The 14,438-nt window shown below is 60.1% G+C and carries 16 protein-coding genes and 3 pseudogenes; 10 read left to right on the forward strand and 9 right to left on the reverse strand.

The window, feature by feature from the left end; genetic code table 11:
• Window positions 1-275: 275 nt before the first annotated feature.
• Complete coding sequence (locus NLN62_RS51430) at window positions 276-491, forward strand: hypothetical protein (protein WP_254114310.1); 216 nt, start codon at window positions 276-278, stop codon at window positions 489-491.
• A 31-nt stretch (window positions 492-522) separates the two neighbouring features.
• On the opposite strand, the pseudogene NLN62_RS51435 reads toward NLN62_RS51430, so the two are convergent.
• Window positions 523-828, reverse strand: a pseudogene (locus NLN62_RS51435) (sigma 54-interacting transcriptional regulator); the annotation flags it as partial.
• 94 nt (window positions 829-922) lie between these two features.
• On the opposite strand from NLN62_RS51435, the gene NLN62_RS51440 reads away from it, so the two are divergent.
• Window positions 923-2,073, forward strand: a protein-coding gene (locus NLN62_RS51440; protein WP_254114113.1) for an IS630 family transposase whose coding sequence is annotated in 2 segments (ribosomal slippage) — window positions 923-1,385 and window positions 1,385-2,073 — 1,152 coding nt in all. Because the reading frame shifts where the segments join, the coding sequence is not laid out codon by codon here.
• A gap of 13 nt (window positions 2,074-2,086) precedes the next feature.
• Here NLN62_RS51440 and NLN62_RS51445 read toward each other — a convergent pair.
• Together NLN62_RS51445 and NLN62_RS51450 are read right to left on the reverse strand one after the other, a co-directional pair.
• Window positions 2,087-2,377 (reverse strand): annotated as a pseudogene (locus tag NLN62_RS51445) (4-vinyl reductase); the annotation flags it as partial.
• Window positions 2,378-2,533: 156 nt separating this feature from the next.
• Window positions 2,534-3,100, reverse strand: a complete 567-nt coding sequence (locus NLN62_RS51450) for a hypothetical protein (protein ID WP_254114311.1) — start codon at window positions 3,098-3,100, stop codon at window positions 2,534-2,536.
• A 50-nt stretch (window positions 3,101-3,150) separates the two neighbouring features.
• Between NLN62_RS51450 and NLN62_RS53870 the strand changes: the two genes are divergently transcribed.
• Window positions 3,151-3,384 carry a helix-turn-helix domain-containing protein gene (locus tag NLN62_RS53870; protein WP_371933186.1) on the forward strand — a complete coding sequence of 78 codons (234 nt, stop codon included), beginning with the start codon at window positions 3,151-3,153 and terminating at the stop codon, window positions 3,382-3,384.
• A gap of 35 nt (window positions 3,385-3,419) precedes the next feature.
• On the opposite strand, the pseudogene NLN62_RS51455 reads toward NLN62_RS53870, so the two are convergent.
• Together NLN62_RS51455 and NLN62_RS51460 are read right to left on the reverse strand one after the other, a co-directional pair.
• Window positions 3,420-3,827 (reverse strand): annotated as a pseudogene (locus NLN62_RS51455) (recombinase family protein); the annotation flags it as partial.
• Complete coding sequence (locus NLN62_RS51460; protein WP_254114312.1) at window positions 3,817-4,053, reverse strand: hypothetical protein; 237 nt, start codon at window positions 4,051-4,053, stop codon at window positions 3,817-3,819. The gene NLN62_RS51460 and the pseudogene NLN62_RS51455, both read right to left, overlap by 11 nt.
• 1,564 nt (window positions 4,054-5,617) lie before the next feature.
• Between NLN62_RS51460 and NLN62_RS51465 the strand changes: the two genes are divergently transcribed.
• The 5 genes from NLN62_RS51465 (at window position 5,618) to tnpB (ending at window position 10,007) form a co-directional block, all read left to right on the forward strand.
• Window positions 5,618-6,550, forward strand: a complete 933-nt coding sequence (locus NLN62_RS51465) for a class I SAM-dependent methyltransferase (RefSeq protein WP_254114313.1) — start codon at window positions 5,618-5,620, stop codon at window positions 6,548-6,550.
• A 125-nt stretch (window positions 6,551-6,675) separates the two neighbouring features.
• Window positions 6,676-7,497 carry an ATP-binding cassette domain-containing protein gene (locus NLN62_RS51470; protein WP_254114314.1) on the forward strand — a complete coding sequence of 274 codons (822 nt, stop codon included), beginning with the start codon at window positions 6,676-6,678 and terminating at the stop codon, window positions 7,495-7,497.
• A 40-nt stretch (window positions 7,498-7,537) separates the two neighbouring features.
• On the forward strand, window positions 7,538-9,082 hold the full coding sequence (locus tag NLN62_RS51475; RefSeq protein WP_254114386.1) for an ABC transporter permease/substrate-binding protein: 1,545 nt from the start codon (window positions 7,538-7,540) through the stop codon (window positions 9,080-9,082).
• Window positions 9,083-9,450: 368 nt separating this feature from the next.
• A complete protein-coding gene (locus NLN62_RS53120; RefSeq protein WP_371933187.1) occupies window positions 9,451-9,852 on the forward strand; it encodes a transposase in 402 nt (133 codons plus the stop codon).
• Window positions 9,852-10,007, forward strand: a complete 156-nt coding sequence (tnpB, locus tag NLN62_RS51485) for an IS66 family insertion sequence element accessory protein TnpB (RefSeq protein ID WP_254114315.1) — start codon at window positions 9,852-9,854, stop codon at window positions 10,005-10,007. Before NLN62_RS53120 ends, tnpB begins: the two co-directional genes overlap by 1 nt.
• Window positions 10,008-10,388: 381 nt before the next feature.
• Here the strand turns inward: tnpB and NLN62_RS51490 are convergent, their stop codons facing one another.
• Window positions 10,389-10,643: a hypothetical protein gene (locus NLN62_RS51490; RefSeq protein ID WP_254114316.1), complete on the reverse strand. Its 255-nt coding sequence runs from the start codon at window positions 10,641-10,643 to the stop codon at window positions 10,389-10,391.
• Window positions 10,644-10,906: 263 nt separating this feature from the next.
• Between NLN62_RS51490 and NLN62_RS51495 the strand changes: the two genes are divergently transcribed.
• Window positions 10,907-11,281: a hypothetical protein gene (locus NLN62_RS51495; protein ID WP_254114317.1), complete on the forward strand. Its 375-nt coding sequence runs from the start codon at window positions 10,907-10,909 to the stop codon at window positions 11,279-11,281.
• An 84-nt stretch (window positions 11,282-11,365) separates the two neighbouring features.
• Here the strand turns inward: NLN62_RS51495 and NLN62_RS51500 are convergent, their stop codons facing one another.
• Complete coding sequence (locus NLN62_RS51500) at window positions 11,366-12,691, reverse strand: transposase (RefSeq protein ID WP_254114318.1); 1,326 nt, start codon at window positions 12,689-12,691, stop codon at window positions 11,366-11,368.
• Window positions 12,692-12,860: 169 nt separating this feature from the next.
• Between NLN62_RS51500 and NLN62_RS51505 the strand changes: the two genes are divergently transcribed.
• On the forward strand, window positions 12,861-13,145 hold the full coding sequence (locus NLN62_RS51505; protein WP_254114319.1) for a hypothetical protein: 285 nt from the start codon (window positions 12,861-12,863) through the stop codon (window positions 13,143-13,145).
• Here NLN62_RS51505 and NLN62_RS51510 read toward each other — a convergent pair.
• Together NLN62_RS51510 and NLN62_RS51515 are read right to left on the reverse strand one after the other, a co-directional pair.
• Complete coding sequence (locus NLN62_RS51510; protein WP_254114320.1) at window positions 13,094-13,930, reverse strand: recombinase family protein; 837 nt, start codon at window positions 13,928-13,930, stop codon at window positions 13,094-13,096. The two genes, NLN62_RS51505 and NLN62_RS51510, sit on opposite strands and share 52 nt — an antisense overlap.
• Window positions 13,924-14,412: a hypothetical protein gene (locus NLN62_RS51515; protein ID WP_254114321.1), complete on the reverse strand. Its 489-nt coding sequence runs from the start codon at window positions 14,410-14,412 to the stop codon at window positions 13,924-13,926. The genes NLN62_RS51510 and NLN62_RS51515 overlap by 7 nt, the downstream gene beginning before the upstream one ends.
• Window positions 14,413-14,438: the final 26 nt, after the last annotated feature.

Genomic DNA, 14,438 nt, shown 5'->3' on the forward strand with positions numbered 1-14,438 from the left:
GCTCGCAACGAAGCCCGCAGGTGTATCAAGACGCGAAGCAACAGGGATTGGGACGCAGTGGCTCATCCGCATCTCGCGCTGACGTGCGCCGCTCTTCGATTCAATTAAAAGGAAAAACAACGCGAAAGCTGTCAAACAGACATCTGCTTGTTGCGTTCTTGTCAGCTTCTTCTATGGTGACCACACGAATGTTCTACTTTGGGTAGTTTTCACGTAGCGCTCGTGGCGCGAAATCGACGCTACCCGACCTGCCAGAGAATGAGGGAGATCTCCAAATGTTGGATGCCCCCACGACTGCGCTCCTACGGGTGGTCCTCGACGACGTCTGCAAGAATCTTTCACGGTACGATAACGGTGCTCGCACCCATGTCGCCTCGAAAATTCTGGAAGCCGCGACCACAGGTGAGATAAGACCTGACCGCCTCAAACAGATCGGTCACGATGCCCTTTCTAAAGCTCCGACAATGTGGCGAGAGGCTCGCCAAGTATGATGTTGTCACTGAGGTGCCACGAGACCCGGTAAGCGATCTCGTCGAGGAACAGCGTGCCGCCCGAGGCACGCTCGAAATAGCCCGCGCGTGAGGCGACGGCGCCGGTATAGGCACCCTTCTCGACGCCGAACAATTCTGACTCGACGAGCTGCTCCGGAATCGCGGCGCAGTTGATCGCGACGAACGGACCAGCATTGCGCCGGCTCATCGTGTGCAGTTGGCTGGAGAACAGCTCCTTCCCGACGCCGGACTCGCCGACAAACAATACGGTCGCATCAGTCGCCGCAACGCGCTCAAGCTGCCACCGCGTACGGACGAAGGCCGCGGAGACGCCGACCGCAACATCGCCCCTAGTCGCTCGCTTCAATCAATTTGCAAGGACATGAATTTTGTGATTCGCTTTGGTCGCATCGGATGCGGCGGAGGCAATCATGGCTGCGAAGGAGATTTCGGTAAAGAAGTATGTTGTGCGGCTGAGCGGTGAGGAACGTGAGCAACTCGAAGCGCTGATACGCAAAGGCAAGAGCGCAGCGCAGCGGCTGCTGAAGGCGCGGATATTGTTGAAGGCCGATGTGTCGGAAGCCGGCGAAGGCTGGAGTGACAACCGGATTATCAAGGCGCTGGAGACCAGCGCATCGATGGTTTACCGGGTCCGGAAGCAACTGGTGGAAGAAGGCTTCGAGGCTGTGTTGAGCCGCAAGCAACGGGCGACACCGGCGGTTGCACGGATTTTTGACGGCGAGAAAAAAGCCAAACTGATTGCGCTGGCTTGTTCCAAACCTCCCAAGGGACGCGCGCGCTGGACCTTGCGGCTGTTGGAGAAAAAGGTCGTGGAACTGCAAATTGTCGATCGCGCCAGCGACTCGACGATTGGGCGGGCACTAAAAAAAACATTCTCCAGCCCCATCGCCAGCAGTGCTGGGTCATCCCGCCGAAGGCCAATGGCGCGTTCGTAGCCGCCATGGAAGATGTGCTGGCGGTCTACACGCGGCCACGCGATCCCGATTACCCGCTGGTGTGCCTGGACGAGACCTCCAAGCAGTTCCTTGCCGAGACGCGCCTGCCGATCCCGATGAAGCGGGGACGCCCGGCCCGCTGCGATTACGAGTACGAGCGCAACGGCACCGCCAACATCTTCATGATGTTTGCACCGCTCGAAGGCTGGCGCCACGTCAAGGTCACCGATCGCCATACCGCCGTGGACTACGCTCACGTCTTGAAAGAATTGGCCGATCGCTACTTCGCCAACGCCAAGACCGTCGTACTGGTCCAGGACAATCTCAATATCCACGGCAAGGGGTCACTCTACGAAGCGTTTCCAGCCGCCGAGGCCAGGCGACTGGTCGAGCGCTTCGAATGGCACTACACTCCAAAGCACGGTAGTTGGCTTGATCTGGCCGAGTCCGAACTCGGCGTCCTCACGTCCCAGTGCCTCGACCGTCGGATTGCCGATAAACAAACCCTCGTCGAGGAAATCGCCGCATGGGAGCACGACCGCAATGCCAACCACACCAAGGCCAATTGGCAATTCTCAACCCCCAATGCCCGTATCAAACTCAAGCATCTCTACCCTGCAATCTGAATGAATCGGGCGACTAGCATCCACCTCGGCAGGCACCTCCTGTTCGGCAAGGGACTTTTGCCGAAGCGTGACGCGGGCGGCTCTTCCATTCAAGGCCGAAATACTGCCGCTCAGGCGCGTCGTCGCCCCAGGCATCGGCATGCTGACCGATGATCACGCAGCGCGGCGCGCCCATGGCGGCGCATTCGATCTCGCGAAAGATCACGGGGGTGTCGAACAATTTCGTGGTGTAGCCCGCGGGATAGCCGACCTGGAGCCAGCATACCGGTGCGGCGGCAAGGCCGTAGCTTGCAATATGCTCGGCGGCTTCCGATGAATCGTCCCAGTAGAACTCGCCGAAATAGGTGCCGTTGTCGCGGTCGAACTCGAAGTGCCGCGTGGTGTTGTGTCAAGAAGGCGCGAGAGCGTCATGCTGTGCGAGAGATGGAGGATGTGGACCCTTAGCTCGACTTTGGCCGATTTATGCGGCGTAGGCGAGCGCGTTCTCCATCCGGCGCCAGATATGGCGCGGAATTTCTATGCTGTCACGGCGCGGCCGGGACATGAAAGAAATCTGATGAGCCCATATTTGGCGTCGAACGGATGCGATCGCATCGCTAAAGGTCAGCGCGGCTTTTGGATACCAAGCCGCGGTTCTGGGCTTGAGCTTTTGTGCCTTGGCGCGGTCGTGGGTCCATAGCGTGATGATGGAGTAGAGGCCGAGCAAGATCGGGGTAGTGCGCAGAATGGCTTTGTCCGACCATTGGCGCTGGGTCTCGACACCGAGGTGAGCGCGAACTTCCTCGAAGGTGACTTCGACCTGCCAGCGAGTGACGAACCAGGCGAGGATGTCGCGGGGAAGAGCGTTGAGATCGGTCGCCAGGAAGGCCTGCGGGTCGAACTCGCCGGTTGGGTCGCGGACGAGAAGCCAGCGGATCGGTACCGGCGGAACGCCGCCGCGATACCACAGCGCGGCGCCGGTTGCGATCTCGACAATGCGATTGGTTCGGCCGTACCAGAGACTGACCCGGTAGCGCGTCCAGGACACGTTGCGATCCTTGAGGATGGCAGAGAGTTTTTTGTGGGGCTTACCTCGGATTGGAGGAGCGACGTGAGCTGATACTGCATGAAGCCGCGACTCGTCTTGGCATCAACAAAATGACGGTCATTCGCTTGATCCGGGACGGGATACTGCCCGGCAGACAGATCTGTGCCGGGGCGCCCTATGTGATCCGCGAAGAAGATCTCGATCGGCCCACGGTGCGTCGTGCAATCCGCAACGGCCGTGCAGTATCATCAGACGCACGACAGCAAAAGCTGCCTTTTCAATAACATCATGAGGTAGTGCATCATGTCACGAGCCTGTTCAACCCCAGAAGCAGTCGGTCGTTGCCGTGCCGCGGAGCATAGATAGCTTCCTGGTCGACCAGCACCGTGTCGACGACGCGACACATCTCGATCAGCTGTTGCCAATCCCGGCTATTGCGGGCGAAGCGCGAGACCTCCCGCGCACAGACTGCGCCGACCTTGCCGAGGCAGACCTCGGCCACCATCCGCTCGAAGCCAGCGCGCTGGACGCTGCCGGCAGCGGAACGTCCAAGATCATCGTCGATCACCTCGATCTTGGACCACCCCAGCGCCGTCAATCTGTCGCGCATCGCGTATTGCAACGCACTGCTCTCACGATTGTGCAGAACCTGATGGGCGGAGGACTGACGCACATAGAGGATCGCCTTGCGCTCAAGGTGGTGAGGGCGGACCTTGTCACTGATCATGACCGTCCTCCCTCTTCGCGGGCGTTGCGCTTACCCGTGCATGGTCCAGCACCAGCTGCGTCATCAAGTTCACCAGCGCATCCTGCGCCTCCTTCGGCAGCTCCCGCCACTCCGGAATCCCGACGGTGCTGTGCGCGATGCCGCCCGCGAACAGGTCCATCTGATGCATGCCGAACCGCCGGTTGCGCCGAACCTGGTTCGCCGATATCGCCGTCCTGCTTGCCATGAGCCTCTCCCCGATTCTGGTCGTGAGAGACTCCGCATGCACCGGAAAGCGGCTCATTCAATGTTGATGCTGCGCTCTTGACCGCTGAATCGAGAAGCGCCGACAGCGCGTTGAGCGCTTCCACGCTGACAAAGGGCTCTGCTGTTAGGCTGCCACCGCCAGCACATGCCGCGCGGTCGAACATCCACGATGGGATCTCCAGAAAACGCTGCGTCTCCGATCCATCCAGCGTACAGCGGAAAATAACGCCGTCCGCCTTGTCGATCACAGCATGGACGAAAACCTCGCGGCCTGCCCAAGGGTGAAGCCGGTACAGAACCTCACGGCAAACGGTCCCGTGGGCGTTCTCAAGCCTTGTTGTACAATGGCCGACGTCCACACTCGAGCCTTGACGGCGGCACACCGGATCAAGCCTACTTCAACCCGCTGCCAATCCGCATGGCAGCCTAACCCCGGCAGATGCTCCACTTATCGACGCGGAGATTCTGTTCAGACAACCGGGGCCACCTCTGCTTTGCGGGAATTCTTCACCATGGTCCGCCCTCCGAATGCTTATGGCTAGGCAAAGGAACGCGGCGCGCCGACGCGCTCCGGAAATCGATGAGGTTGCTCATGCTGTCCTCGCTTTTATGTTGCGAATGGGTGGAAATTTCGTCGGAAAATGCCAGCCACCGCGGCGGTTGGCGCCCCCGGCGTGAACTGGCGCCCTCATGGCACCTCGCGAATGTGCGGTGACGCTGGCTTCCCCACAACGAAATAGACGAACCCGTACCCGGGGACGAATGCCGACAAGACGGCATTCAGGAGGATCTGTTTTGCAATCCTCGAAAGATCCCCATTACCCGGCTAGCAAATACGGCAATCGTCAAAATCCAGTGCGAAAATGAACCCATAATCGAATCCCAATTTCTGACGCGTCTAGCGAGCTCCGACTAAAAACGGCCTCAGCTGGCCGGGGGTAAATGCTGAGGCCGTTCGTAACTGCTCGAGCTGTTCCGCAACTCGAAGCCTAGTTGAAACGCCACCTATCGGCCGCTTGTTCCCGAACAGGAACGGCCGACACTCGGACCGGTCTGCGCACGCCATGCGTGCCCATCGACCGCTTCCAGACCGGACTGAAGAGACGGCCCAACGCATGACAAGGCGCATCGCAGCCATAAAAACAGCAATGCAATTTTGAAGGCTCTCAGCATCGTCGCATTCAACGATCGAGCCTATGACGATCGGCAAGATCGAGCGATGCAGCGCATAGCGCTAATGCTCAGCTCCACTCATAATCGCGCCATCAACATGTGGTCATTGCGAATCGCTACCATTCGGCACTCAAGAAGCCTCAACGTCACAACTTAAATGCCGAAGAATCTCGTGGCCGCTTTTGGAGCCACTTCATCTTCTCATACGTGCTCTGCAATAAGAGGTGGACCCTCTGCTCCACGAAGCGAGACTGAAAAAACTCGCGATGGGGTTTATGCGTCGGACGATCTCTGCGATAAGGCGACCGAATACTTGACGGCAACAGCGGTCGAGCGGCCTGCAAAATGAAATGGGAGACATCGGGTTGCGAATGGAATTCTCGCGCATCAATCAGTCTAAGGCCGTCTTCGATGACATTTATGCTTTGGATGATCCCAGGACATATTTCTCTGTGCTGGGAGACTTGGATTATATGATCCCGGACGTGGCCGAGCCGGTGGTGCGCCAGATTCTGGCGGCGAAAGCTTCGGCAACTGGCCTTAGGCCGAGTGTGCTTGATGTTGGCTGTTCATACGGCATCAACGCCGCGGTGCATCGGTTTCCACTGACCTTCGGGGGCTTGCGTCATCGCTACGCGCGGCGCGAGATGAGGGCGATCAGTTCCGAGACACTGGTGCGTCTCGATCGCAATTTCTACGCGTCTTGGCCGGATGTCGGCCTGGCGCGATTTATCGGTCTCGATATATCGGCACGGGCGATCAGCTATGCAACGAGTGTTGGTCTTCTTGAGCAGGGCATTGTCGCCGATCTTGAACGTGAGTCGCTATCGACGGACAGCGCGCGCATTATCCGTTCCGCTGATGTCATCATGTCGACGGGTTGCATCGGCTACGTCACCGAAAAGACGTTCAGCAGAATCCTCGATGCGACAGAGAAGCGTCCATGGATCATCTCCTTCGTGCTGCGAATGTTCCCGTTCGATGCATTGGCTGCGACGTTCGCGAAGCATGGCCTTGTGACGGAGCGTCTGACCGGAGCGACATTTATCCAGCGTCGCTTTCGCGATGCCGAAGAATTCGAAGGTAGCTTGGCCGCCTTGGCGGCTCTTGGCGTCGATGCGACAGGTCTTGAATCGGAAGGGCTGTTTCACGCCGATCTGATCTTGTCCCGCCCTGAGGCGGATGTGCACGTCGCCCCCCTGGAAGACATTGTCACCGTCGCCAGCGGCAGGGGGCGGCCGATCGGGCCTCGTTATGTCCGTATTGAAGGCAACGAGGGCTTGCAGGTCGCACTGGAGCCGTGACGGGCTTGTTTTCCGAAGACAGCCGTGGGTGTGAGCCAGAGAACCGGGCACCCAAGTGGATCATGCCCTGACTCCTTGCATGGTCCCTTTCTATCAGGTAGGTCGTCTACAGGGAGGCCTTGCTCATGACAGTTTCGCCGATTTCGAATCCATCCGCGTCCGCGCCGTATATCGAGATCGATGCTGTGTCGAAGTCCTACGATGGGGGACGGAGTGTTGCCGTTTCCAACGTATCGCTCGACGTGCAGCAAGGTACGCTGGTCGCGCTGGTAGGTGGCTCGGGATCTGGCAAGACCACGCTGTTGAAGACCATCAATCGTCTCGTCGATCCTGACGTTGGAGAAGTCAGGATCGACGGCGTGCCTGTCAGCGCGGCCGAACCGCCGATGCTGCGGCGGAGCATCGGCTATGTCTTTCAGGGGATCGGCTTGTTCCCGCACATGCGGGTCGCCGACAACATTGCGGTGACGCTCAGGCTGCTTGGCTGGAAGGCGAACGAGATCGAAACGCAGGTGGCCGAGATGCTGGATGTGGTCGACCTGCCGCAGGACTACGCCAGCCGATTTCCACATATGCTGTCCGGAGGCCAGCGCCAACGGGTTGGCGTCGCGCGTGCCATCGCCGCCCGACCGCGCATCGTTTTGATGGACGAGCCGTTGGGTGCGCTCGATCCTGTCACACGCGACAGCCTGGGGTCCTCCTACCGCGAGCTGCACGACCGGTTTGGCATCACGACCCTGATGGTCACCCATGATATCCAAGAAGCTGTGCTGATGGCTGATCGGATCGTCGTCATGAAGAACGGCCACGTGCTTGCGGACGATACGCCGCACGCCCTGATGATGGGGTCTGATGATCCCGACGTTGCCGCTTTGATGGAGGTGCCGAGACGTCAGGCGGAGCGTATCGCCGCGCTTGCGGCCAGGAACGGATCTGCCCGTGCCTGATGCTGGCGCAGAGCTGCTGTCCGGTGCCCAATCAGACGCTTTGTTCGACGCCTGGCGTCTGCTTCCGACCTATCTCACACCGCACATTGTCCTTTGCGCCACGGCGCTGGGGCTTGGGCTTCTCATCAGCCTGCCGCTGGCGGCCCTCGCCGCGGATCGGCCATGGCTGCGCAGGCTGGTGCTTGCCATCGCGAGCCTGATCCAGACGATACCGGGGCTTGCGTTGCTCGCCCTGTTCTATCCTTTGCTCCTTGCGCTCTCGACATTGACCGTGCGGCTGTTCGGCTTCGGCATCCCCGCGCTCGGTTTCCTGCCGACGCTGATCGCGTTGACGCTCTACGCCATGCTTCCGATTCTGCGCAACGGCGTAGTCGGCCTGAACGGCGTCAATCCGGCCATCGTCGAAGCGGCGGAAGGCGTTGGCATGACGCCGGGGCAGATTCTGACGCGGGTCAAGGCGCCGCTCGCCACGCCCGTCATCATGGCCGGGGTGCGGACTGCAGCCGTTTGGACGATCGGAGCGGCCACGCTGTCGACGCCCGTTGGCCAAACCAGCCTTGGCAACTACATCTTTACGGGATTGCAGACCGAGAATTGGGGCTCCGTGTTGTTCGGCTGCGTTGCCGCCGCCGGGCTTGCTCTGGTCACCGATCTCTTTCTCGGTCTGGTGGAGACAGGCGCGTCTGAACGCAGGAGAAAGCGCGTGGCGATCGGGATCGGCGGGCTTGCTTTGGGCACGCTCGCCGGCCTGACATCGCTGCTCTCGAACGAAGCCGCAACCTATACGATCGGCGCAAAGAGCTTTTCCGAGCAGTTCATCCTGGCGAATCTGATGGGTGACCGGCTGAAGGCCGAGGGAGCCGGTGTGACGCGCAAGGACGGGCTCGGCTCGGCCATCGCTTTTCGCGCCCTGGTGCACAATGACATCGATGCTTACGTCGATTACTCCGGCACGCTCTGGCGCAATGTCATCGGCCGCGCCGATGCGCCATCGCACGAGAAGATGCAGGCGGAGATCGTCCGCTGGATGAAAGCAGAGCGGGGCGTGACAGTGCTTGGCGCGCTCGGCTTCGAGAATGCCTACGTTCTCGCGATGAAGCGAGAGCGAGCGCAGGAGCTAGGGATCACGTCGATCGCCGATCTCGCCCGTGTCGCACCTCAACTCACCATCGGCGATGATCTCGAATTTCTGGGACGACCGGAATGGAGCTCGCTGAAGAGCGCCTATGGCCTGTCCTTCAAAGCGCGACGCTCGTTCAACCCGACGATGATGTATCACGCCCTCGAATCCGGCGAGGCCGACGTCATCTCCGCATTCTCCAGCGACGGGCGTATCGCGGCGCAGAACCTTCTCGCGCTGGCCGACCCGAAGCATGCGATACCGTCCTACGACGCGTTGATCCTCATCGCACCGAAGCACGCCGGCGATGCGCGGTTGAAGCGAGCGCTTGCGCCTCTTGTCGGCTCGGTTTCGGTCGAGGCCATGCGCGCCGCTAACCTCATGGTCGACAGCGATATGGACAAGGCTTCTCCGGAAGCGGCGGCGCGAGCCTTGGCAAAGGCACTGCACTTGCGGTCGCGATAGATGTAAAAATAAGATCAAGGGTGCTTTCGTTCGATGCTCGCGGATGACCGTCACTCGTCTTATAAGATGCGTCGACGAGGGCCGTAGCGGCGTCCACATAAAACGTCGGCCGGGCTGCTTTCGTTACCTTTTTAAAGTCGGGCTGATTCTGATTCCGGAGCAGTCTGGCTTGCCAGTGCGCGCGCTTTGGCTTCTGCATCGCCGCCCTTGGGCGCGATCCAGGCTTTGAAGTCGGGTGAGCGTCATGCAGCGACCACGCTCTGAGGGCTGATCTGGTCGGCTAGAAAGATCTCGCGGAATGGTTGGTTCGCGAGGTCACAATGTCAAAGGATAGTCGTAAGGATAGCGATAAGGATAGTCATACGCCTATGCTCGAACACGGTGCCGACACGCTGCAGCGTGTCGAGATCATCACTGGGACGGGCCGGCGTCGGCGCTGGTCGGCCGATGCGAAGGCGGCGATTGTCGCGGAGAGTTTTGCGCCGGGTGCAAGCGTGTCCGCGGTGGCGCGGCGACACGACATCAGTCCAAGCCTGTTGTTTCTCTGGCGTCGCCAGGCAACGCGGGCGCAGGTCGCGGAGCGCGGGGACAGAGGCATGCCAGCTGGCTTTGTGCCGGTCGCGATCACCGGCAGCGGGGGCGAATTGCCGTCGCGCGAGGAGCGGGCAGCAATCGAGATCGAGGTCGGCGCGGTTCGCATCCGTGTCAGAGGAGCGGTCGACCGGCGGGCGCTGTGCGAGGTGCTGGCGGCGGTCGGGACAGTTGTCTGATGATCGGGCTGCGACCCGGGTTGTCGATCTGGATCGCGACGCAGCCGGTCGATTTCCGTCGCGGCATGGACTCGCTTGCGATGCTGGTGAGCGAGGCGTTTGGAGTGGATCCGTTCTTATGTGTCGGACGAGATTATGTGGCGGAGGCGCCCTAACGCCAGCCAGGGCCGGCCACGGCAGGATTCCTCCGCCACATAATAATCAGATGCTGGCCAGCAGCTGCAGGATGGTGTCGTTCGGCCGGAAGCGCGCGCTGCGGTCGCCTGAGACGCCCGCCTTCTCGAGTCCCCGGTGTGTTTCGGCGTGGGGTCTCAACCATGATCGGCGTGGGGGTCCCATCATTTCAATTCAATGAAATCAATGGCCTGAAGGAGTCCGACGACGCCGATGGGGGTCATTTTTCAATCAGCATTCACAGGTAGTCATCCGGCGACACGATGGGGAGCCCGGCCATGATGACGTCCACCTGCGCGGTGGAGCGCGCTTTCAACAGTCGACTCATGAGATCAGGCGGGTTCAATGCCATTCGCAGCTCCTCACAGGCTAAAATCGAGGGAATCCTTCGCGCCGGACTGCATCATCCGGGCTTTAAGGGCATCAATCTCGCGCTGGAGAGCGCTAGCGATCTTCTTCACATCGGTCTCGGTGTAATCGTAGGCCGATTTATTACCCAATTTCGCGATTGTGCGGATGGCCTTAATGGCAGTCCGGGTGCGATTCTCGGCCAGTTCCACGAATTTATCGCGCTTCCCGGCCTTGCCCTTGGTATTTTCAGTGGCCTTTTCTAGCATCGCAGCACCTCCGATTGGCTCGCATTTTGCGCATAAAAAATTCGATAATATTTTCCCTAAATTACACGAAATAATGAGTCCAGGAGAATCTGCTTTGCGCGATGAAGATTCGTGCACCCTCATCGCGGGCCACCGAGCGACACGAACGCTTCGACAAATATTTCCAACATTCTTTGCGATTTCGGTTTACGTGTTGGAATTGTGCGTCTATACCTTGGGCCACGCTTCGCGTCGACGCGATTTCGTCACGAAAGGAATATTGAATGGATTTTGACTCTAGGTATCAGGACGAGAAGAACGGTCCCCTCAAAAAGGACCTGAGAGATCGCCTGAGACGGTTCCGTAGTCTCTTCACTCTTGCTGAGATTGGCGACACTCTCAAATTCAGCGGGCCGTTCGTCAGCCAGCTTCTCAACGAGAAAAACCCCGCCCGCGTGGACAGCAAACACATCGAGCGCATAGTCCGTGCGATCGAGGAAGGCGAAGTGAAGCACGCGAAGAAGCTGGGATTGAACAAGCCGCAGCATCAGATTGGTTCCCCGACGCCGGCTTATGACGAGAAGCAAACTCTCGACTACCACCTTGCCGCAATTGACGCGCTCGGGTGGAAGATCACGGGACTTCAACGTAAGGATTAATTTTGGTTATCTAAAAACAAATCGGCGGACTCCCATTAAAGGGGCCCGCCATTTTCTTTTCCTCTTAGCTCGACTTTGGCCGATTTATGCGGCGTAGGCGAGCGCGTTCTCCATCCGGCGCCAGATATGGCGCGGAATTTCTATGCTGTCACGGCGCGGCCGGGACATGAAAGAAATCTGATGAGCCCATATTTGGCGTCGAACGGCGGCGATCGCATCGCTAAAGGTCAGGGTGGCTTTTGGATACCAAGCTGCGGTTCTGGGCTTCAGCTTTCGTGCCTTGGCGAGGTCGTGGGTCCATAGAGTGATGATGGAGTAGAGGCCGAGCAAAATCGGGGTGGAGCGCAGAATGGCTTTGTCCGACCACTGGCGCTGGGTCTCGACACCGAGGTGAGCGCGAACTTCCTCGAAGGTGACTTCGACCTGCCAGCGAGTGACGAACCAGGCGAGGATGTCGCGGGGAAGAGCGGTGAGATCGGTCGCCAGGAAGGCCTGCGGGTCGAACTCGCCGGTTGGGTCGCGGACGAGAAGCCAGCGGATCGGTACCGGCGGAACGCCGCCGCGATACCACAGCGCGGTGCCGGTTGCGATCTCGACAATGCGATTGGTTCGGCCGTACCAGAGACTGACCCGGTAGCGCGTCCAGGACACGTTGCGATCCTTGAGGATGGCAGAGAGTTTTTTGTGGGGCTTGCCTCGAATTGGAGGGCGGCCACGAGCTTTGCGCTTTGGTCGGGGAAATTCGAACAGGTTGGCATCGAGGCGCAGGCGGGTGACGACGCAGACGTGCTTGCGGACTGCGGCAAGGAATTCGATGGCCGCAAAGGCGCTGTCGGCGACCAGTACGATATATCGATCGGGCAACCAGCGGCGGATTTGCCGGGCGGCCTGGCGGGCCCAATCGAGCAGCGTCTTGGGCGAGCGCGATTTGCCGTCATAGAAGCGTTTGGAGGGGGCGAGCAGCGTGAGGAAAGGCAGCGCCATGACGCGATCGGCCCACGGCACGCGCACCAGCAACATGGCAGAAAGCCAGCGCAGGCCGCTGGCTTTGACGAAGTGCCCCTTGGAGGAGCGCACCGGATCGCGATAGATGCCGCGGGCGCTGATCTTGGGCCCCCAGCGCCGCTCAATGGTGTCATCGAGCCCGATCACCACCGCCTCGCCGGCCGGCACGAAGACCTTGATCAGCAGGAGCAGCAGGTGGCCTGCCGCGGCCCGCGACGACCACGCCACTCGGTTGAGGACGCGATGGAAAGTACAGAAATCGCGATCGCGCTCCCGCCCTAAGATGCGCAGCGCCGCCGTGACAGTGCGCCGGCCGGGCGCCAGGATAACGCCGGCGAGCAGCGTCAGAACATTCAGCCAAGTGGGGCGTGTGAACAGATCGGTGAAGACGGCAAGCCGGGCCACAAAACGCGGCGGCAGCGGATCGCAAGAGCGGGGGAGAAGGCGGGCATGTTGCATCCCATCGGTAGAATCGGCACGATGAATCGCAGCAACCTCGTCCAGCTGCGACAAATTGAGTCGGCAAACCGATTCATCCTGGCCCGCGCGGCACCCATCGAGCACATTGAGCGCTATGGCAAAATCCGACCCAACGCTTGCCCAGATTGCTGCTCAGTTCACGCATCACGACATAGAAAAGAGCAGTGGCGGTTATTTAGTTATCAACCGTCGGACTTCAAATCCGGTCGCACGGCTGCGCCCCATTCCAGATACCGATCGCTTCGAGCTCTTCTACTGGTCGAACGTGAAGGGGCGCTGGACGACCTTTGGCAATATGGGGCGCATGAAACTCATGCTCACGAGCGCTCATGAAATCGTCGAGAACGATCCCATGTTCAGGGGTCCGCGTACCCCATGAACGAGTTCAAAATTGGCCAAAGTCAAGCTAAGGACGCGTGCACTATCTGGCGCACGCCAGACGATCTCGTGTGGAGATGGTCCAAGCAGCGGTCGAACCGGCAAGGACAATCCGTTCCTGTCCAAGTACCGCATCACACGGCGAGCGCTTTGCAGTTCCCGGAATTTGGCGAACACGAGATGAAGACGGGCCTGCACCTCCTCATCGGGATTGAGAATAATTGTGCCCGCTCGATCATAGGCGAGCCCCGCTGGCAGGGGCAGCCGCAGTTCGCCCCGCGCCGCCTTCTGGCGTTCCCCTTGGTGAAGGCGCATTCGAAGCTGATGCAACTCCGCCTCGCTCATGATGCCGGACAAGCCCAACAGCAGGCGGTCGTGGTAGGCGCGAGGATCGTAAAGCCGCTCACCATCCGCAATGAGCACGCCGAACACCGAGCACAGTTCGAGAAGCTGATGCCAGTCCCGGTTATTGCGGGCCAAGCGAGAAGCGTCGAGGCTCACCACAAGACCGGCGTTGCCAAGGCCGATCTCGGCAATGAGCTTCTGGAAACCATGACGATCCACACCGCCAGCACCGGATTTGCCCAGATCCTCGTCAATGACCTGGACGCGCTCCGGCGGCCAGCCCAGACCGATGGCGCGATCGACGAGGCGGTACTGCAGCTCCGTGCTCTCCTGGTGCTGGCGCACCTGGTTCACGGATGACTGCCGCACATAGACATAGGCCAACTTGGCTCGGTGCGCAGTCGTGAGCCGCTCGTCAGCGACGGTCGAGCTGATCAGCACGACGCAGTCCCCTTCCGGGCGTGCCGGGAACCGCTTGCATTCGCCGCAGCAGCGTGGCGACGATTTGAGCGATCTGGGTTTGCGTCGCGGTCGACAGATTCGGCCACAGGCGCGGAACGTCGGCCGTCGGACGGCCGGGTGGATTTGCCAACATCGGCAGGGGTCGATACGCAACGCGACCTGGAAGCGGTCGGTGGGTCATCGCGAATCACCTTCTCGTCGAGAAGGCTCAGACTCGCGCTCAAATGTTGCATCAATGGGATCAGCGTACGTACGCTGATGCGCGGCAGATCGGCGGCGTTCGGGCGGGAAGTGATTGGCGTCTCGGCAAGATCCGTCGACGCGATCCGCACTGCCCGCGGCCGGCCGTCCGGTAGCGCGACAACGACGTAGGCGGGACCGCGCCCCGACCGCTCCTTCAGCACCTCAAGCCGGTGCCCGAACAGAAAATGATGCGGGTCCGTGATCGTGACGTGAGACACGACCCGTTCCAAAATAGGGGCACTCT

Source organism: Bradyrhizobium sp. CCGUVB23 (assembly GCF_024199885.1).
Classification (GTDB): domain Bacteria; phylum Pseudomonadota; class Alphaproteobacteria; order Rhizobiales; family Xanthobacteraceae; genus Bradyrhizobium.